General features: G+C 50.4%; 1 protein-coding gene. It reads left to right on the top strand.

Features of this window, described 5'->3' with window-relative positions; all coding sequences use genetic code 11:
* The first annotated feature begins 590 nt into the window (after positions 1-590).
* Positions 591-26708, top strand: a complete 26118-nt coding sequence (locus tag ACMXI2_RS10360; RefSeq protein WP_483781518.1) for a DUF8202 domain-containing protein — start codon at positions 591-593, stop codon at positions 26706-26708.
* Positions 26709-26720 lie beyond the last annotated feature (12 nt).

A 26720-nucleotide genomic window follows, 5' to 3' on the forward strand; every position in this document is an offset into this window, starting at 1 on the left:
GCCCTGGAAGAATAACGGTAAAATCACTTTGTATTGTTCAACAAATTTTCATAGGATAGGGATGAATAAAATGAGTGCAATACACTCTAATGGACAGTCGGTTACCCCAGGGACGCAATAGGACAGCGTTCCTGGGATTTTTTTTTAGAAATGTTCAGATAGATTTGAAAGAAATGTAGTGTAAATACTACACGCGCATTGAATGATAACGACAACCGGGCAGATATAGTTTATCTACTTTCGCCTAGTAGATTTGTTCCGTTGAGTCATGTGAGCAATTCTGAGATTTTTTTAGGACGAATGAATGATACCCGTATCCTTTTTTGTAATCTTAATATTTTCCTATGGAAAGCTTTACACAATCGCCGCAACATGCGGCATTTACAGTGCTGTACCGTTACAAATCCCGTCAATTATGAAGCCTGTAATGCTACCTGTGTTGGATCGTTACCGGATGAAAAGAGCAGTTTACCGGTTTTAACAAGCAACCATATCTGAATACAAGCATATAAAGGTTCCTTAAAGAATCTTTCCCGTTTGCTATGTCCAACATAGCTGACCGGGCCCTCATTACCCAAAGTTATTGCATTATGTCCCTCTTTAATGTTATGAATCCTGATTCAAGATTTTTCAGCAAAGGCTGCAAGCATTTGTTGCTGGCGCTGTTTGGCCTGATGACAACTGTTGCCGCAACGGCCAACAGTTTTCCCGTCACCAACACCAATGACGCGGGGCCTGGTTCATTCAGACAGGCAATCCTGGACGCAAACGCAGCGGGCGCGGGGCCGCACGACATCGTGTTCAATGTGCACGGGCAGATTACGCTGGCCTCTTCCATGCCTACTATTACGGCAAAGAAGCTGACTATCGACGGGCAGAACAGGATCACGCTGTATTCCACGGGTACCAATTCTATCATCAATCCTTTTGTGATTAATGCAGATAGTGTAACCATCCGGAATTTTGCGATACAGAATAACGGGGACATTAATGTGGACATTTTTCCGAACAGGACAGGTGTTACGATTGAAAATATACGGTCTTCCAGTACGGTAGGCAATTTCCTGAATTCGTTTATGCGGGTCCAGGGAGCATCCACCAATCTGACGGTGAGAAATATTTATTCCACGGACGTAGAACCTGCAGGTTCCTCATCCCTGCCGCCACATATCGGGCGGGCTTTTTATTTTACCAACGGTATGCAAACCAACCTGGTGATGGATAATATCCAACTCAGCACGGCAGGGAATGTGCGCGGTGGTGAAGGGCTTGTGTTCAGGGATGCAGCGGTGAACGGCCTTACGATCACCAATAGTAATATCAGCGGCTTTCAGAATGCGATTATACTCGATAATACTGCCGGCGCTGTGGAAACAGCGAATAATGTGCTGTTCAGAAATGTAACCATAGATAGTTTGTGGAGTGGGGTATCGCTGGGCATCTATTGTGATTATGCCGCCACCAATTTTGAAATTAACAGGACTACAATAGATATGGACGTGATAGGAGCGGATGATGATGGGGACTATGCCATCCGCTTCGATAATACTGCAAGCAACATCACGCTGGACACTATCGATATAAATGAAAACGACATTTATAATGTATGGTTCAATGGCGCTGCCAGCAATGTTACGATCAATAAGGCCGGGATGGAAAACCGGGTCCCCGGACTTTACCCGACGAATGCCTTTATCAGGTTTGAAAGCACCGTAAACGGCTTTAATTTTAGTAATTCTGTGCTGAATGGGGATAAACTTGCCAATACAGTTCATTCCACTTTGGGCGTTTTACTGATGGCTGCTGCTACCGGAGTAGTGGTGGACAATGTCACTTTTGATAAATTTGAGTCGGACGGTATTAGTGTAAACGGGGCAGCCACCAATTTCCAGGTGAATAATTCAAAATTCACCAATAACAATGATGGAATTGAGTTTTACTATGATGTTGCAAGAAGTAATGTAGATATCGTTAATTCATCTTTCTATAATCAGCGCCGGTCGGGCATAGTGGTAAACGGCGCCAATGCGGTAACGGATGTGGACCTGAAGGGTGATACCGTGGTGAACAACATCAGTCATGGCATCTGGTTTTATGGCGGAGCAGGCATAACGGATGCACAGGTGACCGGTTGCGTGGTACATGATAACGGTGGCGCAGGTATTATGAATGCTGCGCCAAACAAGGTTGTCATCACCGATAACTCCATTTATAATAATACCGGTTTGGGTATCGCGTTGCCCGCCGGTAACTGTACTTATACGGCCGCAGCCGGCAAAACGCCGGTACTGGTTTCATCCACCGCGCAAGGAGGGGGGCAGTACCAGTTACAGCTCACTATACCGAATATAACAGCCGGTGCGCAATACACGGTAGATATTTATGCCAATGATCCCGCTACGAACAAAACGAGCGGGCAATATTATGTTACCACCTTAACAGGACTGGCGGCCGGCGCCTCTACACAAACGATCACTTACAACGCCGGCCCCGGCGCCACGGGCCTCGGTTTCTGGACAGCCACCCTTCGTATACCCGCCAATAATTGCGGTACATCTGAGTTTGGCAACAGCATCCCTATGACCTTCCAGGGACCTGCCTGTGTAAACAGCGGTATCCTGGCATGGTACCGGGCAGACCAGGCAGTGAACGGCACTAACTGGGGCGATATTTCCGGGAATGCCAACCACATGATTGTGACAGGCGATCCCGACAATACCACCGGTATGGTGAACTTCAACCCCGCTATTTATTACGACGGCAACGATGCGCATTTGGTACCCGCTTCGGCAGGTGTAACGGGCGCATATACCATGATGGGTATGGGGCTGCCGGAAGGTTCACAAACTGGTCGCGTATTCACCAGTTCCACCGGCAATAAATTATTCGGCTGGCACGCTTCGATGGAAAACCGCCTGTACGTGGAAGCCTGGTTGAATACCGGTAACGCGGTCACTGCAAAGGGCAAGCTCTATTCCTTTGAAAGGGGAGCAACCGGCGCCTATGAATTTAAAGGCAACGGGGCCCTGCTGAAAAACGGGGCTACTTCCGATGCCACTGTATGGACATTGGATGTGGGCGGCGCTACGTATGGAGAGTTCTCAAAAGTGCTGATCCCTGAAGTATTTATCTACAACCGCGATCTTACCCCAGCGGAAATTCAGCGCATCGAATCATATATGTCGCTGAAATATGGCATCACGCTTAATGCAGGTGCAACGGATTATATTACCAGCGACGGCGCGGTGCAAATATGGACCGCAGCTTCCAACACAGGTTACGGCACGCGCATCACGGGTATTGGCCGCGATGATTGCAGTATGTTGAATCAGAAACAATCGCTGAGTCAGGATACCGGTATTGTGACCATTGCATTGGGAAATGCCCTGGCCGTTTCCAATGCTGCCAATACAAATACTTTTACACAGGACAAATCATTCCTGGTGTTCAGCGATAACAATGGCACTACCAATTACTTTACTGCGGTAACCAGCACAAACGCAACACAGCGTATGGGCCGCGTTTGGAAAGTGCAGAAAACTGCCAGCTGGGGTAACAGTCAGCAGGTAACCCTGAAACTGGACGGCGGTACAGAAAATAATTACCTCCTCATTAGTTCAGATGCAGCTTTCGGTACCATTACCCGTGAATTGAAACTGAGCAGCACGGGAACGGTAACACTTTCCAGCGCCGACCTGGCCAACGGTGCTTTCTTTACTTTTGGTCAGCAGCAGCGTTCTCCCGGTGGAGTAGCCACTAACCTGCAAACATGGGTGAAAGCAGATGCCGGCGCTACGGTTGTTGATGGCAACATCATCAAATGGGCCGATCAGGCGGTACAGCGTGAATGGACTTTAGCCCTTACCGCGCCCATTAACTGGCAAAAGAATACTATTAACTATAACCCCGGTATCAATTTCCTGGCGAATAATTATTTCAGCGTCCCGAAATTCACCGAAAGCTATACAGCAGGAGAAATATTTTCTGTACAGCTGTCTAACCTGCCAGCTACTTCTACAGCCGCCAGCTTCCCGTTTGAATTTGGCGGCGACCCTACCGCGGCGGGTAGCTATCCGCACTACGTGTATAACGGGAGCCACTATACGCACTTCGGTACTTCCACCCGCCCCGGTTACGCGTTAACAGGCATCAATATACAGCAGCCCCATTTATTAAATAACTGGAGCGCTCCCGGCAGCTGGTCGCTGAATTTTGATGGCAAAACGATAGGCAGCAGCACAACCTTCCCGGTTAACTTCTCAAGGGGAACTGCGTTGAATACGGCCATCGGTGCAGGGCATTTCGCCAATTTCAATGGCCGCATTTCTGAAGTGATTTTCTACAACAGGCAGCTGAGCGCCACCGAGCGCGCGCAGGTAAACAGTTACCTGGCCCTGAAATACGGACTCACCTTGAAAACCGCTGCCGGCGCCATGACCGATTACCTCGGCAGTAATGGCACTACCCGGATGTGGACCGCTTCCAAAAATACCGGCTATGGCGAACGTATCACCGGCATAGGCAGGGATGATAACGGCACTTTGCTTCAGAAGCAAAGCTTGTCGCAGCTCGACGGAGCCAATGTAACCATCGCCGCAGGCAGTGATCTGACAGCCTCCAATGCAGAGAATGTTACTAATATCGCCAACGATCTTTCCTTCTTTACTTTCAGCGATAACGGTCAGGCAGCTACGTATACCCAGGCTGTTAATGGTTTGGGCAATATCACCCTGCGCATGGCACGGATCTATAAAACAGATCGTACCAACTGGGCAAAGAGTCCCATCACGCTGTCGCTGGCAGGCGCTAACAACAGCAACTACCTGCTGGTAAGTAACGATGAAACTTTCGGAGCAGGAGATAACGCATACGTACTGGATGCAAACGGGAACGTAACGCTCGACAGCGATCTGCTGCCGGACGGCGCGTATTTCACCTTCGCTAATACACAGGTTGCTCCGGCAGGTATTGGCGCCGGCCTGGTTGTATGGGCCAGGGCTGATAGCGGTATCGTTGGTGGAACCAACGTTACACAATGGAAAGAACTAAGCCCGTCCGGACGTATATGGCCTAAAGTAAATGGAAATGCGGCGACATGGCGTCCTGCATCTTTCAACTTTAACCCTGGCGTAGGTTTCGCCGGCGCTACTTATTTCTCAGTGCCGCAATTTGCAAATGCTTTTACCGCAGGTGAAATATTCTCTGTACAGACATCAAATCTCGATAACATTACTGCTACTACACAATATCCTTTTGAGTTTGGAGGCACTTATGCCAGCAACCAGGCCCTGTATACCTGGACTAATAATAGTCACAATACTTATTTTGGTTCTGCCACCGCACGCAGGGGCTTTTTCTACCCGGCGTCCGTAAATGTGCGTAATGCACATATGGTGAATATATGGAGTGCCACTAATGACTGGGCCGCCGGTATGGACGGCAAAGTGTTGTTGACAGCCAATGTTAACGCAGTGAGTTTTGCTTCAGTGCCTCTCACGGATTATATAGGAGCCGGTCACAATTCCGTCTTTAATGGCGATATCCCTGAAGTGATCATGTATTCCCGCAAGCTGAGCGCTGTGGAACGTCAGCAGGTGCAGTCCTATATGGCGCTGCGATACGGCCTGACGCTGGGAATAGATACACCGGTGGATTACCTGGCCAGTGATGGCGCCACTAAAATGTGGCAAGCCTCCGCAGGCAGCGGCTTCACCAAACATATCACGGGTATAGGCCGCGACGACAGGGGCATGCTGTATCAGAAACAATCTGTGAGTGCAGACACCGGTATCGTTACCATTGCTGCCGGCGCCACCATTGCGGCTTCCAATAAAGATAATGCAACGGCTATCACCAACGATCTTTCCTTCTTCACCTTTGGCGACAACGCCGGCGCTACCACTTACCTGACACCGGTTACCGGTATCAGCAGTGTTAACAACCGCATGGCCCGCATCTTCAAAGTCCAGAAAAATAACTGGTCCGATCAGAACATTACCTTCAGATTATCCGGCGGTAATGCGCGGACTTACTTACTCATAAGCACCGATGCTACTTTTGGTGCAGGTGATGCTACCTACGCATTGGATGCCGACGGCGCCGCTACTGTTAACAGTAATGTGCTGCCTGATGGCGCATACTTTACCTTCGCCAGGATGATCACCGGGCCGAATGGTGTAACGGATGGTATCAGTTTCTGGTTACGTGCAGATGATGGCATGTCCGGTGGCAACCAATGGAATGACTACAGCAACTACGGCAATGATGCTTTACAAAGCGTAGTGGGTAGTCAGCCTATTACAGATGCGAAGGCGCTCAACTTCAACTACGGCCTTACGTTTGATGGTACGGACGACTTTTTGGATATCACCACTACACGTATAAATCCGGCTACTGCCACTGTTTTTGCGGTTGCCAGCGGTTCTGCGGGAGATGTTTTTAGTAGTGGAGCAGTAGGCGCAGCTCATGGAATGGAATTCCGGCTGGTGAGTGGAAACAAATTACAGTACCTGGAGAACGCCTCAGCAGTTGTAGCGGTAACTGGTGTTAACACAATCCAGCTTAATAAGCCTCATATTTTCAGCGCCACCCAGATAAACAATACCCCCAACGGTGTACGCGTGTTTGAAAACTACACGCTGGATAACCAGGGTACCATCAATTTAACGCCGCTCACAGCCAATCTTATTTCAATAGGTGCCCGTAGTATGGCCGCCAGGGCCCTTTACTGGAATGGCAATATGGGAGAGGTGATCGCTTATAACCGCGTATTATCAGATGTTGAGCGCCAGTCGGTAGAATCTTACCTCGGTATTAAATACGGTATTACAATAGGTAAAGGCGCCACTGATTACCTGGCCACCGATGGCTCGAAATACTGGACAGCCGATGCCATTTATAAATCCCGCATTACCGGTATAGGAAGAGATAATGGTACAGCGCTGAATACCAAACAATCGCTCAGTGTAGACACTGGTTTTGTAACGCTCTCCCTGGGCAACAGCATTGCTATTACCAATGAACAGAATACCAACACCATTACCAACGATAAATCTTTCTTTGTTTTTGGAGATAACGGGCAGTCTGCTGCTTCTTATGGAAATATTGTAAGCGGTTCAAACGTTACCCGCCGCCTGCCACGCATATGGAAAGTGGATAAAACCAACTGGGCAGATCAGCCGATCACCCTGAAAGCTAATGCGCCCGGCACGAAAGTATACCTGTTGATCAGTACTGATCCTACTTTTGCTACGATTAACCAGGAACTGCCGCTGAATGCAGATAAAACAATTACGCTTAACTCCAGCCTGATGACCGACGGTGTTTACTTCACCTTCGGCGCCGCGGTAAAATATCCGGGCGGTGTAAACAGTGGTAACCTCATTTGGCTGCGGGCGGATTTGGGTACTTCTGCTGCGGCAGACAGTACGCCGATCAGCAGCTGGAACGACTATAGCCCTAACGGGAATAACCTGTCACAGGCAACGCCTGCCAGTCGGCCATTGTATTTCAACAATGCTGCCAGCAACATGAACTTTAACCCCGTGGTGAGGTTTAATGGCGCTCCTCATTCAATGACAGGTAACTCGTTCCTGAAGACAGGCAGCTATACCGCTGCTAACGCCTTCTTTGCAGCCAGTCAGACAACTGCTGTTAACACCGTTATTTTTACGGAACAAGTTGGCACAGGTACACAATTTACACTGCATGCCACCTGGGGCGATAATATTGTTTACTGGGATGCTCCTTATATCAGTAACCGTCTTACCTACAACGCAGGAGATATCAGCAACCAGGTTATTCTCTGGACTGCTACCGACGATATCAGTCTTGCAGCCAACAAGCAGGCCATTTACAGAAATGGCTTAAGTGTGGCTACCGGTAACAACACAAGTACCTTTACCGGTAACAACAGCATCTTCCAGTTGGGCGCTAACACCAACTCTTACAACGGCCGCATGGGCGACCTGATCGTTTATTCAAATGCGCTCACGCCAACAGAGCAGCAGCGTGTCAATACCTATATGGCCATCAAGTACGGTATTACATTGAATAATGGCAACTCCAATTACCTGGCCACCAATGCCAGTACAATATGGGATGCTACAGTAAACAGCGCATATAAAAATTATATCACCGGTATTGGCCGCGACGACGCGGAAGATCTTAATCAGAAACAATCCCGGAATACAGCAGACGGCATACAGCTGGCAATCGGCTTAAACAGCCTGTCTGAAACGAACCTGGAAAATGCCAACGCATTTGCAGCGGACAAATCCTATATGGTATGGGGCGACAATGCCGGCAGCAGCCTCTTTAAAACTCCGCTCACAGGTCACCCTGTGGCTAACTACCGCATGGCGAGGGTGTGGAGAGTGCAGGAAACCGGTACTGTTGGAAGTGTGCAGGTGGCGGTGCCATACAATGCGCTGCCCAATGCCGCACAAACTTATCTCATCATTAGTAATGATGCTACCTTCGACGGAACAGACCAATTTATCCCTGTTACCGCAACAACCCTCAACGGTGTGAAACAGTATGCAGCTAATGTGGACCTGACCAATGGCCAGTACTTCACCTACGGCGCATCTATCAAAACGCCGGGCGGCGTGGTAGGTACCAGCTTATGGCTGCGCGCCGATGCGGGTACTTCCAGCACCACAGACAACACTGCTATCAATGGCTGGACGGATTACGCATCAGAGCTGAACAACGCTACACAAACAACTGCAGCCAACCAGCCGCTGTATCTGAATAACACGGCAAACAATGCAAACTTTAACCCGGTAGTGAAATTTGATGGTGCAGATTTACTGAACCTGGATATCACCAAGTTGCCGTTAGGCGCCAGCCCCAGAACATTCTTTGGTACCGGTAGCTTATCTTCCATTGCCGGTAACGGATATATGCTCGGGTACGGCGCTGCGGGTACCAGCACGGCAATCGGTATTGCAACGATAGGCGGAAACGGTACAGCCGATTTTGTAGGATATTCTAACGACGTGGTAAGCCCTGCCGGCAACTGGCAGCAAGGCGTGTTTAATGAAATGGTGGGCGTATGGGCAGGTAACGGCGGCAATGCCACCCTGTACAGCAAGATGAAGGTAATAGGCGGACCACTGGCAAAAGCATGGAATACCGGCACTGGCGCGGCCCAGATAGGTAGCGCTCCGTGGGATATTGCCCAGTCGTGGAAAGGTACTTTGGGAGATATTATCGTATATCCCACCGCGTTATCCGCCAATGAACGGCAACGTGTATCCACTTACCTGGCTATCAAGTACGGCTATACGATAGATCAGACTGCAGCTACTGATTACCTGGCTACCGACGGCACCACCAAAGTATGGGATGCCACCGCGAACGCCACTTATAAAAATAACATCGCCGGTATCAGCCGCGATGATGTGGAAGGATTGGTGCAGAAGCAGAGCAGGAGCATCAATGCAGGCTTCCAGCCCATAGTGGGCCTGGGCAGCATTGCTACCGACAATCTTTCCAATACCAATACCTTCACAACAGATAAATCATACCTGGTTTGGGGCGATGATGGCGCCAGTACTTCATTCACTACCGCCATCACCGGCAACCCTGCTGTAAGCACCCGCATGGCGAGGATATGGAAAGTGCAGGAAACCGGTACCGTTGGTTCGGTTGCGCTTTCGATTCCGAAAGATCAATTGCCGTTAAGCGCCAACAGGCCTTACCTGGTAATAAGCAGTGATGCTACTTTTGACGGAGCGGATCAGTTTATCCAGCTGTCTCAGGCTGATGTGAATGGTGTTCCGAGCTATTCAACTACTATCGACCTTACTAATAATCAATACTTCACTTTCGCCAGTTTCGTCACTTCACCGGGCGGCGTGCCGGGTGAAATGCTGTGGGTAAAAGCAGATAAGGATGTGCAGGTGAACGGAGGCAACCAGGTGGAACAATGGCTCAACCAGAGCGGTTCTATGGTGACCGAGTTGCGTGCTGCACAGCCTTCACATACAGGCGCTATTACTCCGTCTGCAGATATCGCCCATGTTCCTAACGGTATTAACTTCAACCCGGCGATCGACTTCAGTGGTGCAGTGGGTAAGTCCCTTAAAGGAAATGCCGGCATTAACTGGAATACAACGGCTAATCTATCTATCTTCTCTGTAAATAAACCTGAAGGCGCTATCGCGGCCGGTTTGGCTGGCGTTTTCTCTACCAACGGAAGCTGGGTTACAACAGGATTTACAGGAAGGGGGCTTCTTCTGCAAGCCGCCGGTACTTATGGACTTGACGGCGCAGGATGCATTGTCGCACAATCCACTCCTTCTTATACCGGGCCGATCATTGCCAGGGGCATTTATGTAAATGCTGCCAATGCGCTGAATGGAAGTACCTGGCTGAACGGCAAACAGGGCGCCCTCGGCACAAACTGTGCACCGCAGGCAGACGGTTCTTTCTTTGAATTAGGCGGCCGTACAGGAGATGACAACTCATATGATGGCCGGATCTTCAACGGTAAGATCCCCGAAGTGATCGTATACAAATCCGCACTCACGCCAACACAGTCGCAGCAGGTGGAATCCTACCTCGGTGTCAAATATGGTATCACGCTCGACCAATCAGCGGCGCAGAATTACCTGGCCACCGATGGCTCCGTGATCTGGAATGCTACTGCCAACAGCACTTATAAAAACAACATCTTTGGTATTGGTCGTGATGACGCGGAAGCGCTTGTACAGAAACAGTCCCGCAGCATACATACCGGCTCCATTCTCACTGCCGGTATCCGCTCCATTGCCGCTACCAATGCAGATAATACCAATACTTTTGGTGCAGATAAAAGCTATCTCCTGCTCGGCAGCAACAGCCAGGCCCTTACCGTAACAGGTACCGACCTGCCGGTGGGAAGCTGTATTGCTGAACGCCTCACCCAGGAATGGAAAACGCAGTTCACCAATTACGATATCAGCACGCAACCGCTCAGTTTGCAGTTCGATCTTAACGGCATTACCGTAGGAGGTACAGCGGCAGATGATTTCACCATCATGATTGATCAGGATGGCGATGGTAACTTTGCTACCGGTACGGTTACTGAAATACCCGCCACCGCCTTTAACGGAGGTGTTGTGAGTTTTGAGAATGTAAGCGCACTCACAGATGGGGTGGTGTTTACGCTCATTACCAGTCACCCTGAACGCACTGCCAACCTGGTGCCGGATGCTACCGTGAGAACAGTAGCAGCCACCTGTATTAACAACGGCACACTTTATTTCATTGATCCTTCTGATCCGAACAAATACATTGCCTCCATTGCCCTGAACGGCAACACTATGGACGTTACCAAACTGTCTGCTGTTGTTGATGTAAACAGGGATATGAACACAGCGCTGGGCAAAAACAGCGGAACCGACTACGGTACGCAGTTAATGCGCAGGCTGGTACATATTAATTACACCGGCGCCAACCTCACACAGAACGGTGGTATTACACTCCGTCTCTTCTGGAATCCTGCGGAAAGAACCAATGCAGAAAATATGCTCTCTGGTACCCGCGGCGTAACAGGTACGCAACGGTGGACATGGTTTAAGCATACCGGTGATATTACCGCCACCCTGGCCGACCTGGCTCCTCAGGGATTGGCTAATATTACAGAGATTACCCCATCCGGTACCGGTCAGCAGGATGGTGTGGAATACGTTGAATTCAGCGGTATTCAGAACTTCTCCACCTTTGGCGGTTTAACTGCTGTCAAAGAGGTGCTGGCCATCACCAAAGTACAGGACGGCACAGAAGGAACACAGAACGGTTCCTTTAGTATCAGCCTGCCTGCATCTATAATGGCCACGGAAGATATTACCGTGAACTATACCGTAACAGGAACTGCTGCTAACGGTACCGACTATACGGCACTGAACGGCACTGTTACCTTCCCCGCAGGAAGTAGTAGTGTAGCCCTGCCCGTAGTAGTTACCGATGATAACATACTCGAAATAACAGAAGGGGTGACTGTTACGCTGAACGCCGCCACCGGCGCTACCAGCGGCAGCGCTTATAATATCAGCAGCACACAGGCGGCTGCTTCTCTGAATATTGCCGATAATGATAGTAATAATCCTGCTAAAACAACGGTAGGCGTAACCTGGAGCAGCGATGCCAAAGAGCCGGCTACCAATGGCGCCTTCAACGTAAACCTGCCGGCCGGTGTTACCGCATCGGAAGATATAACCGTAAGTTACAGCACTGGTGGTACTGCCACACCCGGCGCGGATTATGGCGCATTGGGCGGATCAGTCATCATCCCTGCAGGCCAGAACGGTGTAGCCGTGCCGGTTACCGTAAGTGATGACCAGCTCGTGGAAAGCGCGGAAACGGTATTGTTGACCGTAACAGGTGGCGCTTCTACCAACTTCACACTCACGCCAAATACTTCTGCCGGCAGTGCCACGGTGAATGTAATAGACGATGAAAACATACCGGCCAACCTGGTACTGAGTATCGCCAAAACGGCCGACGCATCAGAACCGGCAGCAAATGGCGGCTTTACCATCAGTTTGCCGGCAGGTATTATCCCAACTGAAGACATTACCGTCAGCTACAACATCGGCGGTACAGCCACAGGTGGGTCTGATTACATCACCCTTACAGGTACGGCTACTATACCAGCTGGTCAACCCGGTGTAGCCCTGCCCGTTAGTGTAACTGATGACCAGGTAATTGAGAATGCAGAAACTGTGCTTGTAACGCTTACCGGCGGTGCCAGCACCAGCTTTACCTACGCAGCCAGCACTACCAACGGCAGCGCTGCTGTTACTATCGCTGATAATGATAACATCGCCATCAACCGTGTACTGAGCATTGCTAAAACAACGGATGCCGCCGAACCGGCTACCAATGGCGCTTTCACTATCAGTCTGCCTGCAGGTATCACCGCATCAGAAGATATTACCATAGCCTATATACCTTCCGGTACTGCCGCCAGTGGCACAGATTACACCGCCCTGGGAACGACTGTTCTGCTGCCTGCAGGACAGAATAGTGTGCCCTTACCGCTCACCGTTGCAGACGACCAGATCATAGAAAATATAGAAACCGTTATTGCAACGGTGACCGGCGGTACCAGCACCAGCTTTACCTTTACTGTCAGCAGCACCAACGGCAACGCTTCGGCAAACATCGCTGATGATGACAATACCGCGGCTAACCGCGTTTTAGGCGTACGCAATGCAGGCAATGCTTCCGAGCCAGCCACCAATGGCGCCTTTAAGATTGGCCTGCCAACAGGCGTTACTTCTTCAGAACCTATTACCGTAACTTATACTGTAAGCGGTACCGCTACTAACGGTACCGACTATACTACGATCACCAATACGGTGGTATTACCCGCCGGTCAGGATAGCGTATCTGTGCCTGTAACTGTTATTGATGATCAGCTGATGGAAAGTGCCGAAACGGTTATTATGACGCTTTCCGGCGGTACCAGCACCAGCTTTACTTTCACCGCCAGCGCTACCAACGGTAATGCTACAGTGAATATTAACGACGACGATAACACACCGGCCAATCGTGTACTGAGCATCACTAAAACAACTGATGCGGCTGAACCGGCTACCAACGGCGGCTTTAACATCAGCCTGCCTGCGGGCATTTTGCCTTCGGAAGATATTACTGTGAATTATACCATAGGCGGTACTGCTACCAGCGGTACGGACTATACTGCATTAAGCAGTACGGTAACCATCCCGGCAGGGCAGAACAGTGTTGCACTGCCTGTAAATGTGATTAACGACCAGGAGATAGAAAGTACCGAAACAGTGGTAGTAACGCTCACCGGTGGTACTTCTGCCAACTTTAACTATACCGCCAGCACCACAAATGGCAATGCTTCTGCAAATATCACCGATGATGATAACACCGCAGCTAACCGTGTGCTGAGCATCAGCAATAATGGCAATGCAGCAGAACCAGCCACAGCCGGCAGCTTTACAGTAAGCCTGCCTGCGGGATTCACTTCTTCCGTGCCTGTTACGGTGAGTTATTCTGTAGCAGGAACGGCTACAGCCGGCACCGATTATAACACGCTTGCCACTGTAACCATACCAGCTGGCCAGAATAGCGTGGCCGTACCGGTTACCGTTATCGATGATAATATCATTGAACCGGCCGAAACAGTAATCATGACTATCAACGGTGGAACCGGCGGCGGCTCCAGCTATACGGTATCCGCAACGGCTAAAACGGCTACAGTAAATATTGCAGATGATGACAATACGGCGACCAACCGAGTAATAAGAGTAACAACACAACGTGACGGGGCAGAAGGTGGTTCTACTTTCAGGTTTAACTTCCAGCTTCCAACAGGAATCAGCTCTTCGGAAACAATTACCGTAAATTATACAATAGGTGGTACCGCAGTATTTAATACCGATTATACAAATAGCGTAGCCGGACCAAAATTCACGGGAACAATAACACTTTCACCTGGATCAAGTGCTGCTATCATTGGTACTGTGGTGGATGACCAGATTATAGAAGGTACGGAAAATGTAGTGCTCTCCATCACCAGTGCCTCTTCCGCCAGCTATACCTTTGCACCTGATCCTGTTGAAGGCAGTGCTACTGCAAACATTATTGATAACGATGATACTCCGGCCAACCGTGTGCTCAGCATCACCAAAGCCGGCGACGCAGGTGAACCGTCAACAAACAACGTTTTCAATATTAAACTGCCAACGGGAGTGACGATCGCCCAGCCTGTTACCGTGAATTATACAGTGGGCGGCACGGCCACGGGGGGGACAGACTACGCTAACCTTAGTGGTACTGCTATCATTCCTGCCGGTGCAACCGGTGTAACATTGCCTGTAAATGTGATCGATGATAAACTCATTGAGAACGCGGAAACAGTTGTAGTAACCATTACAGGGGGCACTGCCGGCAGTCTTGTTTTCACTGCCAGCCCTACCAATGGCCAGGAAACGATGAATATCGCAGATGACGAAAACACTGCAACCAACCGTGTGCTCAGCATTGTGAAACAGTCAGATCTTGAAGAACCTTCTACAAACGGCGGCTTCAAGGTTAGTCTGCCTTCAACTATACTTTCATCAGAACCGGTAACGGTTAGCTATACGGTTACCGGTACCGGTACTAACGGTACGGACTATACGACCTTGAGTGGCAGCGTAACCCTGCCTGCCGGTCAGAACAGTGTGGTGATTCCCGCAAACGTATCAGATGACCAGATTATAGAAGGGACAGAAACGATCATAGCTACCATTACCAGTGGCGCAAGTACCAGCTTCGCCTTTACCGCCAGCACTACCAACGGCAGTGCTACGGCTAATATCCTGGACGACGATAACATAGCCGCGAACCAGGTATTGAGTGTGGTGAACGACGGCGATGCGTCAGAACCCGGCACCAACGGCGCCTTTATGATCAGTTTGCCTACAGGTTATACATCAGCGTTACCAATTACCGTAAGCTATACAGTAGGAGGTACCGCTGGAAGTGGTGCGGACTATACCGCGCTTACCGGCACGGTAATCCTGCCTGCGGGACAAAACAGTGTGTCCGTACCAGTTAGTGTGATCAACGACCAGCTCGTGGAAAACACCGAAACAGTGATACTCACGCTGACCGGCGGCGCCAGCACCGGCTTCACGTATACCGCCAGCACTACCAATGGTAATGCTACTGTAAATATTACCGATGATGAAAACTCAGCGGCTAACCGTGTACTGAGTGTTACCAATACCGGCAACGCGGCAGAACCAGGTACCAATGGTGAGTTTACTATTAGTTTGCCTGCCGGTATTTTGCCATCAGAAGATATCAACATCACCTATACAATTGGTGGTACAGCCACAGGTGGCACCGATTACACTGCCCTTACAGGTACCGCTGTGATCCCTGCCGGCCAGAATAGTGTAGCCGTTCCCGTAACCGTTACCAACGATCAGATCATAGAAGGTACAGAAACCGTGATCCTTACTGTTAGCGGTGGCACAAGCGGCGGTTTCGCATATACAGCCAGCACTACCAATGGCAACGCAACGGTGAATGTAACAGACGATGATAATATCGCTGCCAACCAGGTACTGGCTGTTACGAAAACAACCGATGCGGCAGAACCATCTACTAACGGTAGCTTTAAAGTGAGCCTGCCAACAGGTATCACTGCGGCTAACGATATCCAGGTAACTTATACCATTGCCGGCGGTACCGCAACCCCTGGCACAGATTACCAGGCGATTACCGGCACCATTACAATACCTGCCGGCCAGAACGGGGTATCCGTTCCCGTGAATGTGATAGACAATACTGTGATTGAGCCGGATGAAACCGTGATCATGAATATCACAGGAGGTAGCGACGCACTGTTTACTTACACCGTTGCAGGTGGCGGCGGTTCCGCTACGGTGAATATCACCGACAATGATCATGCTGCCAACAGCAACATCGTGCTGCTCACCAAAGTATCCGACGCCATAGAAGGCGGTACTAACGGTCAGTACAGGATTTCCCTGCCACCGGGTGTTACCAGCTCTGAAGATGTGGTGGTGACCTTTGCTAATAGCCCGATAGGAGGAACAGCCGATAATACAATTGACTACAATTTGTTGGGACTGTCGGGTGGTAATATTGTGATCCCGGCAGGAGCCAATGAAGTGTTCATAGATGTTGACGCCGGTAATGACGGCGCCGTTGAAGGACCGGAAACCGTGGTACTGACGCTCATCAGCGCAGCCTCCAGCAGTTATCCGTTTACCATAGACCCTTCAGGTAATGGAGCGGTAGTAAATATCATAGATGCCAATGCTGCCAGCACCACGCCGGTGCAGGTAATTTCCGGCGCCAATGCCTCAGAACCAGCCACCAACGGAAGCTTCACCGTGAAACTGGCAGGTGTGGCTACCTCTGCATGGCCTGTTACGGTAGGGTACCGCGTATCCGGCACCGGCGTATCCGGTGTGGACTACCAGGCACTGGGCACTATTGTGATCCCGGCTAATACCAACAACGTAACAGTAGATCTTAATGTATTGGACGACCAGATCATTGAGCCTACCGAAACAATGGTATTTACGCTCTTGTCAGGTAGCGCTACAGATGGTGGTGGTAACGCCTTTATCTTCCCGCCTGATCCGGCCAATGATGATGTTACTGTGAACATCGCAGATAATGACGCCACTGCTGTGAACCAGGTGTTGAAAGTGGTGAAGACCAACGACGCCGCAGAACCATCTACCGGTGGCGCCTATACGATAAGCCTGCCTACCGGTTATACTTCCGCTGCCAATATCACGCTGAACTATAACATGACTGGTACCGCCATAAGTAACACCGATTACTCGGTTAGTACCATTACCCTGCCGGCTAACAGCAACAGCGTTACCATCCCGCTGGCGGTAGTAGATGACAAGATTATTGAGAATACGGAAACGGCTATACTAAACCTTACAGGTGGTACAGACGGCAACTCATTCACCTACAGCGCAGATGCCGCCGGCAACACTGCCAGCCTGAATATCGCTGATGATGATAATACCAACGCGAATAAAGTATTGCTGGTAACCAACAGCGCAGATGGTGCAGAGCCGTCAACAGATGGGGAATTCACTATCAGCCTGCCTGCAGGTTACACCTCATCGGAAGACATTGACGTAAGCTATACCGTAGCCGGTACAGCCACAGGTGGCGACGACTACACCAGCCTGTCCGGCACCGTAAAGATACTTGCCGGTCAGAACGAGGTTAAAATACCTGTTGATGTAAAAGATGACGATATCATAGAAGGTCCGGAAGCAGTAGCGCTTACCCTTACCGGTGGTACCAGCACCAGCTTTAACTTTACGCCTGCAAGCGGTAACAGCACTGCTACGGTGAACATCGCTGATAACGACAATACAGCGGCTAACCAGGTAATCAGCATTAGCAAAACAACCGATGCTGCTGAACCGGCTACTAACGGCGCGTTCGCTGTAAGTTTGCCTACCGGTGTTAAATCGGCCCTGCCAATAACAGTAAATTATACCATCGCAGGTACTGCCGTTAACGGAACAGATTACACTACACTCACCAGCTCCGTTGTAATACCTGCCGGCCAGAATAGTGTACCTGTACCGCTGACCGTAACAGACGATAAGATTATAGAAGGAACAGAAACAGTAATAGCTACTGTTACAGGAGGCGCCTCTCCGGCCTATGTCTTCACTGCAAGTACTACCAATGGTAATGCTACTGCAAATATTACAGACGATGATGGAGTAGCGGCTAACCTTGTACTCAGCGTGGCTAAATCAGCAGATGCTGCTGAACCGGGCACCAACGGCTCATTCCGTATCACCCTGCCTGCCGGTTATACTTCATCTGTGCCCATCACAGTGAATTATAACGTTACAGGTACCGCCACTACCGGCGACGACTATACGGCATTGAGCGCTACGGCGATCATACCTGCTGGTCAAAATGGGGTATCTGTACCAGTGAATGTAAAAGATGACCAGATCATAGAAAACTTGGAAACTGTGATGATGAGTCTCACCGGCGGTACTTCTTCCGGCTTTACTTTCACCGCCAGCACTACCAATGGTGATGCTACCGTGAATATTGGGGATGATGACAATACACCGGATAACCTGGTGCTGAGCGTGATCAGGACCACTGATGCCGCAGAACCATCTGCTAATGGTGAATTCAGGATCAGCCTGCCCACAGGTGTTACCGTTGCAGAAAATGTAACCGTAAATTATACCATCACAGGTACTGCCGTGAATGGTACTGATTATGCAAACCTCAATGGTACGGTAGTGATCCCGGCCAACCAGAACATGGTGGTGGTACCGGTAACAGTAACCAACGACCAGATCATTGAAGGTACCGAAACCGTGATCATGACCCTGAACAGCGGCGCCAGCACCAACTTCAACTTCACGGCCAGCACTACCAGCGGTAATGCTTCTATGGATATTGAAGATGATGATAATACGCCGACTGGTCTTGTACTGAGCATTGCGAAAAATACAGATGGTGCAGAACCGTCTACCAACGCAACGTTCACTATCAGCCTGCCTGCAGGATACACCGCCTCTCAGGATATCACAGTTAATTATACCGTAGCCGGTACTGCTACCAGCGGTGATGACTACACAGCTCTCACTGGCTCCATAGTGCTGCCTGCGGGCCAGCCAGGTGTGAGCCTGCCGGTTGCTGTAAAAGATGACCAGATCATTGAGAATACAGAAACAGTGATTGTAACCTTAACAGGTGGTAACAGTACAAGCTTCAACCTGGTGGCAAGCAGCACCAATGGCAGCGCTTCTGCAGATATCACAGATAATGAGGCCACTAACCCGGCCAACCTGGTACTGGGTATCGCTCAAAAATCAGATGGCGCTGAACCGTCTACAGATGGCGCCTACACCGTAAGTCTGCCTGCAGGTATCACCGCGGCAGAAGACATTACCGTGAATTATACCGTAGCAGGTACAGCTACCGCCAATGCTGATTACACCGCTTTAAGCGCCACAGTAGTGATCCCGGCAGGTCAGAATAGTGTAGATCTTCCCGTTGTTGTAACAGACGACAAGATCATTGAGAATACAGAGACAGTGATTACCACCCTCGCGGGCGGTGCATCCACCAGCTTTACCTTCACAGGTACCGGTAATGCTACCGTAAATATCACTGACAATGATAACGTGGCCGCTAACCTGGTATTGAGCGTTGCTAATGCAGGAGATGCTGCAGAACCATCTACCAATGGTTCCTTCAGTATCAGTCTGCCTGCGGGATACACAGCAGCTGAAGACATCACCGTTACTTATACCACAACGGGTACTGCCATCAGTGGCACAGACTATACCGCACTTGCAGGTACAGCAGTGATCCTGGCAGGACAGAATAGTGTGGCCGTTTCAGTACCGGTGCAGGATGATCAGCTGATAGAAAATACCGAAACCGTAATCATGACATTGAACGGCGGTACGTCCACCAGCTTCACGCTCACCGCCAGCACTACCGATGGCAGCGCTACCGTGAATATTACAGATAATGATAACACGGCCGCTAACCGCGTACTCTCTGTAGTGAAAACCACCGATGCCGCAGAACCAGGCACCAATGGCGTATTTACGATCAGTTTGCCGGCAGGTGTCGCCGCAGATGAAGACATTACCGTGAACTATACCACCGGCGGTACTGCTACCAGCGCAACTGATTATACCGCGCTGAGTGGCTCGGTGATCATCCCTGCCGGTCAGAATAGCGTAACGGTAACGGTGCCGGTGATCGACGAAAAGGTTATTGAAACTACCGAAACCGTGATCCTCACGCTTACAAACGGTGTAAGCACCAGCTTCAGCTTCACTGCCAGCTCCACCGGTGGTAATGCTACGGTGAACATTGCAGATGACGACAATGTGGCGGCTAACCTGGTGATCAATGTGACCAATCCTGTAAACGGTGCAGAACCAGCTACCAATGGCACATTCACAGTAGGACTGCCGGCAGGATATACTGCATCTGAAGATATCACTGTCAGCTACACCATAGGCGGCACCGCTACAGGTGGCACTGACTACGCTGCCCTGGGCGGAACCGTAGTGATCCCTGCTGGTCAGAACAGCGTGCCGGTAACTGTAAACGTAACCGACGATAAGATTATAGAAAATACAGAAACAGTAATATTAACGGCTACGGGGGCTACTTCTACCAGCTTTACACTCGTGGCAAGCAGCACCAGCGGAAATGCTACCGTGAATATCGCAGATGACGATAACACGACGGCTAACCTGGTACTGGGCGTAAGTAATGCAGGCGATGCAACAGAGCCGTCTACAAACGGCAGCTTTAAGATCGGCTTGCCTGGCGGAGTAACCTCGGCCGAAGATATTACCGTGAATTATACCATAAGTGGTACAGCTACCAGCGGCGCCGACTACAATACCCTTAGCGGTACAGTAGTGATCCCTGCCGGACAGGATAGTGTAAGCGTACCCGTGAGTGTGATAAATGACCAGATCATTGAAAACAATGAAACCGTCATCCTTACGCTTACAGGTGGTACAAGCACCAGCTTTACCTTTACTGCCAGCACTACCAACGGTAATGCTACCGTGAATATTAATGATGACGATAACACCGCTGCAAACCGTGTGCTGCTGGTAACCAGAACCGCAGACGGCGCAGAACCAGGCGCCAATGGCAACTTCAATGTAAGTTTGCCTGCCGGTATCACTGCAGCAGAAGATATCACCGTGAATTACGCCATCACCGGTACCGCGGCGAATGGCACGGACTACGCCAACCTTACCGGTTCAGTACTCATACCTGCCGGTCAGAATAGTGTAGCCGTACCAGTTACCGTAACAGATGACCAGATTATTGAAGGCGCCGAAACCGTGATCATGACGCTGACCAACGGTACATCTGCCAGCTTTGCATTCACTGCCAGCACTACCAGCGGTAATGCTACCGTAAATATTGCAGATGATGATAACACGGCTGTTAACCGCGTACTGGTGGTAACCAACACCAGCGATGGCGCAGAACCGGCTACCAACGGCAGCTTTAGTATCGGTCTGCCTGCCGGATTTACTTCTTCAGAAGACATCACTGTTAACTACACCATAGCAGGCACTGCTACGGCTGGTACAGATTACGCCGCTATCACAGGAGTAATCACCATCCCTGCCGGTCAGAACAGTGTAGCCGTACCCGTGACAGTGACAGATGACCAGGTGATTGAACAAACGGAAACCGTGATCCTGACGCTGAATGGCGGTACGTCCACCAGCTTTACCTTCACCGGCGCCGGTAATGCTACGGTAAATATTACCGATAATGATAACATTCCTGCTAACCGGATACTCAGCGTGGCAAAAGGCACTGACGCCTCAGAACCATCTACAGACGGCTTATTCACCATCAGCCTGCCTGCCGGTATTACCGCATCTGAGAACGTAACGGTAAATTATACTATCGGCGGCACCGCTACCGCAGGTACTGATTACAACACACTGAGCACCTCGGTAGTAATACCTGCGGGTCAGAACAGTGTTACCGTTTCCGTACCGGTGATCGACGACAAGCTGATAGAAAATACAGAAACAGTGGTGATGACGCTGAGCGGCGGATCTTCTGCCAGCTTTACTTTCACCGGCACCACCAGCGCCACTGTGAACATACTGGATGATGACAACATCGCGGCTAACCGTGTACTCACGGTAACTGCCACTAAAGATGCTGCGGAACCAAATACAGATGGCGAATTTACCATCGGCCTGCCTTCAGGCATTACTTCATCCGAAGCCATCACAGTGGCCTATACTATCAATGGTACTGCCACCAGCGGATCAGATTATACAGCCCTCAGCGGCGCCGTGGTAATCCCTGCTGGTCAGAATAATGTTACCATACCGGTACCGGTGATCAACGATCTGATCCTGGAAAATACCGAGACGGTGGCTATGACCATCACAGGTGGTACCTCCACCAGCTTCGCCTTCACAGGTGGCGGCGCCGCAACTGTGAACATCATAGATGATGAGAACACAGCAGTTAACCGTACACTCCGCATTGTGAAAACAGCTGATGGAGCAGAACCATCTACCAACGGCAGCTTCACGATCAGTCTCCCGGCGGGCATTATTACATCCGAAGCCATTAATGTAAACTATACCATAGGCGGCGGCGCCACCACCGGTACAGATTATGCGGCCATCACCGGAACCATCACCATCCCTGCCGGTCAGAATAGCGTGAACGTACCGGTAACCGTGATAGACGACAAGCTGATTGAGAACACTGAAACTGTGCAGATGACATTGAACGGCGGCACTTCTTCCAGCTTCATCTTCACCGGTACTGGTGATGCCACCGTGAATATTACGGACGACGAAAACACAGCGGGTAACCGTGTGCTGACAGTTACCAAAGTAACAGATGCGGCAGAACCAGCTACCAACGGCGGCTTTAACATCAGCCTGCCTGCCGGTATCGCTTCATCTGAAGCTATCACCGTTAACTACACGATCGGTGGTACCGCTACCAGTGGCGCAGATTATAACGCCATCACCGGAACGATCATCGTCCCTGCCGGTCAGAACAGCGTGAATGTACCGGTTACCGTAATGAACGACCAGGTAATAGAGAATACAGAAACAGTGATCCTGACATTGAACGGTGGTAACGCAGCCAGCTTTGTATTCACTGGTACAGGTAATGCTACCGTGAATATTACAGATGATGAGAACATACCGGCTAACCTGGTGCTCACGGCAACAAAAGCAACAGACGGATCAGAACCAGCTACCAACGGCGGCTTTAACATCAGTTTACCAAACGGTATCACTTCTTCTGAAGATATCACCGTTAACTATACCATTAGTGGTACCGCAACTGCGGGTACAGACTATACGGCCATCACCGGCGCCATCATCATCCCTGCCGGTCAGAATAGCGTGAGCGTACCGGTAACAGTAATAGATGATCAGCTGATAGAAAATACAGAAACGGTGATCATGACGCTGAACGGCGGAACATCTACCAGCTTCACCTTCACCGGCAGCAGCAATGCTACGGTAAATATCACCGATGATGAAAGCGATCCTGCCAACAAGGTGCTGAACGTGGTTAAAACTACAGATGCAGCTGAGCCGGGAACCAATGGCGCGTTTACCATCAGCCTGCCTGCAGGTATTGCTTCTTCTGAAGATGTTACTGTGAGCTACACCATCACCGGCACTGCCGCCAGCGGAACAGATTACACAGCCCTCACCGGCACGGTAGTGATCCCGGCAGGCCAGAACAGCGTGAATGTACCGGTAACAGTAATAGACGATCAGCTGATAGAACACACCGAAACCGTGATCATGACACTGAACGGCGGTACTTCCACCAGCTTCACCTTTACAGGTACTGGTAATGCTACCGTGAATATTACGGATGATGAGGATACGCCGGCTAACCGCGTACTTACTGTAACCAAAGTAACAGATGCTTCAGAACCGGCTACCAACGGCGGATTTAATATCAGCCTGCCTTCAGGCATCGCTTCTTCTGAAGACATCACCGTAAACTATACAATAGGCGGTACCGCTACCAGCGGTGCAGATTATACCGCCATCACAGGAACCATCACCATCCCTGCAGGCCAGAATAGTGTAGCCGTTCCCGTAACCGTGGTAAATGACCAGGTAATTGAAGTAACTGAAACCGTGACCATGACGCTCAACGGCGGAACATCTACCGGCTTCGTCTTCACCGGCAACGGTAATGCTACTGTAAACATCACCGATGATGAAAGCAGCACGCCGGCCAGCCTGGCACTGACCATCGCCAAAGGCGCAGATGGTGCGGAACCGTCCACTAACGGCAACTTTAATGTGAGCCTGCCTGCAGGTATCACTTCATCTGAAGACATCACGGTGAATTATACCGTAACTGGTACCGCTACCGCGAACGCCGATTACACCGCCCTTACTGGTACGGTAGTGATCCCTGCGGGTCAGAATAGTGTATCCGTTCCCGTAACCGTAACAGATGACCAGATCATAGAAGTAACAGAAACAGTAATTGGTACGCTTAACGGTGGTACTTCTGCCAACTTCACCTTTACCGGCAATGGTAATGCTACCGTAAATATCACCGATAATGAAAGCAGCACGCCGGCCAGTCTGGCGCTGACCGTCGCCAAAGGGGCAGATGGCGCAGAACCGGCTACTAACGGCAACTTTGTCATCGGTCTGCCGGCAGGCATTACTTCCTCAGAAGCTATCACGGTGACCTATACCATTACCGGTACCGCTACTGCCAACGCAGATTACACCGCCCTTACAGGTACGGTAGTGATCCCTGCAGGTCAGAATAGTGTATCCGTTCCCGTAACCGTAACAGACGACCAGGTGATAGAAGGTACAGAAACCGTGATCCTGACATTGAACGGCGGTACTTCCACCAGCTTTACCCTCACCGGTACCGGTAATGCTACCGTGAATATCACCGATGATGAAAGCAACCTGGTGCTGAACGTCACCAAAAACGCCGACGGTGCAGAGCCGGCTGCTAATGGAAGCTTCAATATTAGTTTGCCAGCGGGTGTTACCGCTGCTGTGGATATCACCGCCAGTTACACCATAGCAGGTACCGCTACAGGTGGCGCCGATTACACCGCCCTCACCGGTACGGTAGTGATCCCGGCAGGTCAGAACAGCGTTACCATACCGGTAACCGTAACCGACGACCAGCTGATTGAAGGAAATGAAACAGTGATCATCACAGGAACCGGCGGTACCGCCACCGGCCTCACCTTCGCAGCAGGCGCCGGCAATACCGTTACGGTGAACATAGCAGATGATGACAACACCAACCTGGACCTGACTGTGAGCGCTACAACGCCAAATGCAGCAGAACCATCTACACCGGGAGCGTTCACCATCAGCCTGGCCAGCGGCAAAATACCTGTTGAAGACATTACCGTTACTTATACAGTAGCTGGTACTGCTACAGGTGGAGCCGACTACACATCCCTCACAGGTACCGTAGTGATCCCGGCCGGTCAGAATAGTGTAACCGTTCCCGTTACCGTAACAGACGACGACCTGATAGAACCAGCGGAAACAGTAGTACTCAGCCTTACAGGTGGTAAGTCGGCCAGCATTAACTACACAGCAGGTACTAACAGCTCCGCTACTGTAAACATTGCCGACGACGATAACACTAACCTGAACCTGCTTGTTACCGCCAGCAAACCGGATGCTACTGAACCCAATGTAAACGGTGAATTCACCATCAGCCTGGCCAGCGGCAAGCGCACAGCAGACGCTGTCACCATACAATACATGACAGGAGGTACTGCCACACCGGATGCTGATTACACCGCCATTACCGGTACGATTACTATCCCGGCAGGCGCAAGTAGTGTAACCGTTCCCGTGAGTGTGCTGAACGACAGTGAAGTAGAATCACCGGAAACAGTGGTGTTCATGCTCACCGGCGGACAGTCGGCCAGCTACACCTTCACAAAAGGCGCTGCGAGCGACGCTACGGTTACGATCACCGACACCGATAAACTGGCCGGCGACCTGGTTGTAACCAAAGAGATCGTGACACCGGCAGTTGGACCTTACCGCATGGGTCAGAACCTGACCTACCGCATCACCGTAAGGAATGCAGGTAATATCCCGGTAACCGCTGTGAAAGCAGAAGACCGCTTACCGGTACAGCTGGATGTGCCTGGTCATATCTCCGGAGAAAGAGGAGAGGTAGTAGTAACGCCAGCCACTAAACTGATAGAATGGAACATCGGCGACCTGGCAGTGGGAGCTTCGGTACAAATGACGCTGACAGCCCGTGTAATAGAAGGCGGACAGCTGATCAATGAAGCTACCGCTTACAGTACAAACATGCCGGACGCCGACAGTACCAATAACGTAGGGGTATCCGCAGTAGGAATAGAAGGTTCAGACTTATCCTTCCCGAATGTGATCACGCCAAACGGCGATAGTAAGAACGAAAGGTTCATCATCGGCGGGCTGGAGAAATATCCGGGTTCATCGCTGTACATCTTCAACCGCTGGGGCGGACAGGTGTACCAGTCGAAGGATTACCGTAACGACTGGAACGGTGCTAACCTGAACGAAAGTACCTACTACTATATCCTGGAAGTGAAGAAGGAGGGTGGAATCAAAAAGTATAAAGGCTGGATAACAATACTGCGGTAAAAGACAAAAATA

Source organism: Chitinophaga sp. G7 BAM 1005 (assembly GCF_057126945.1).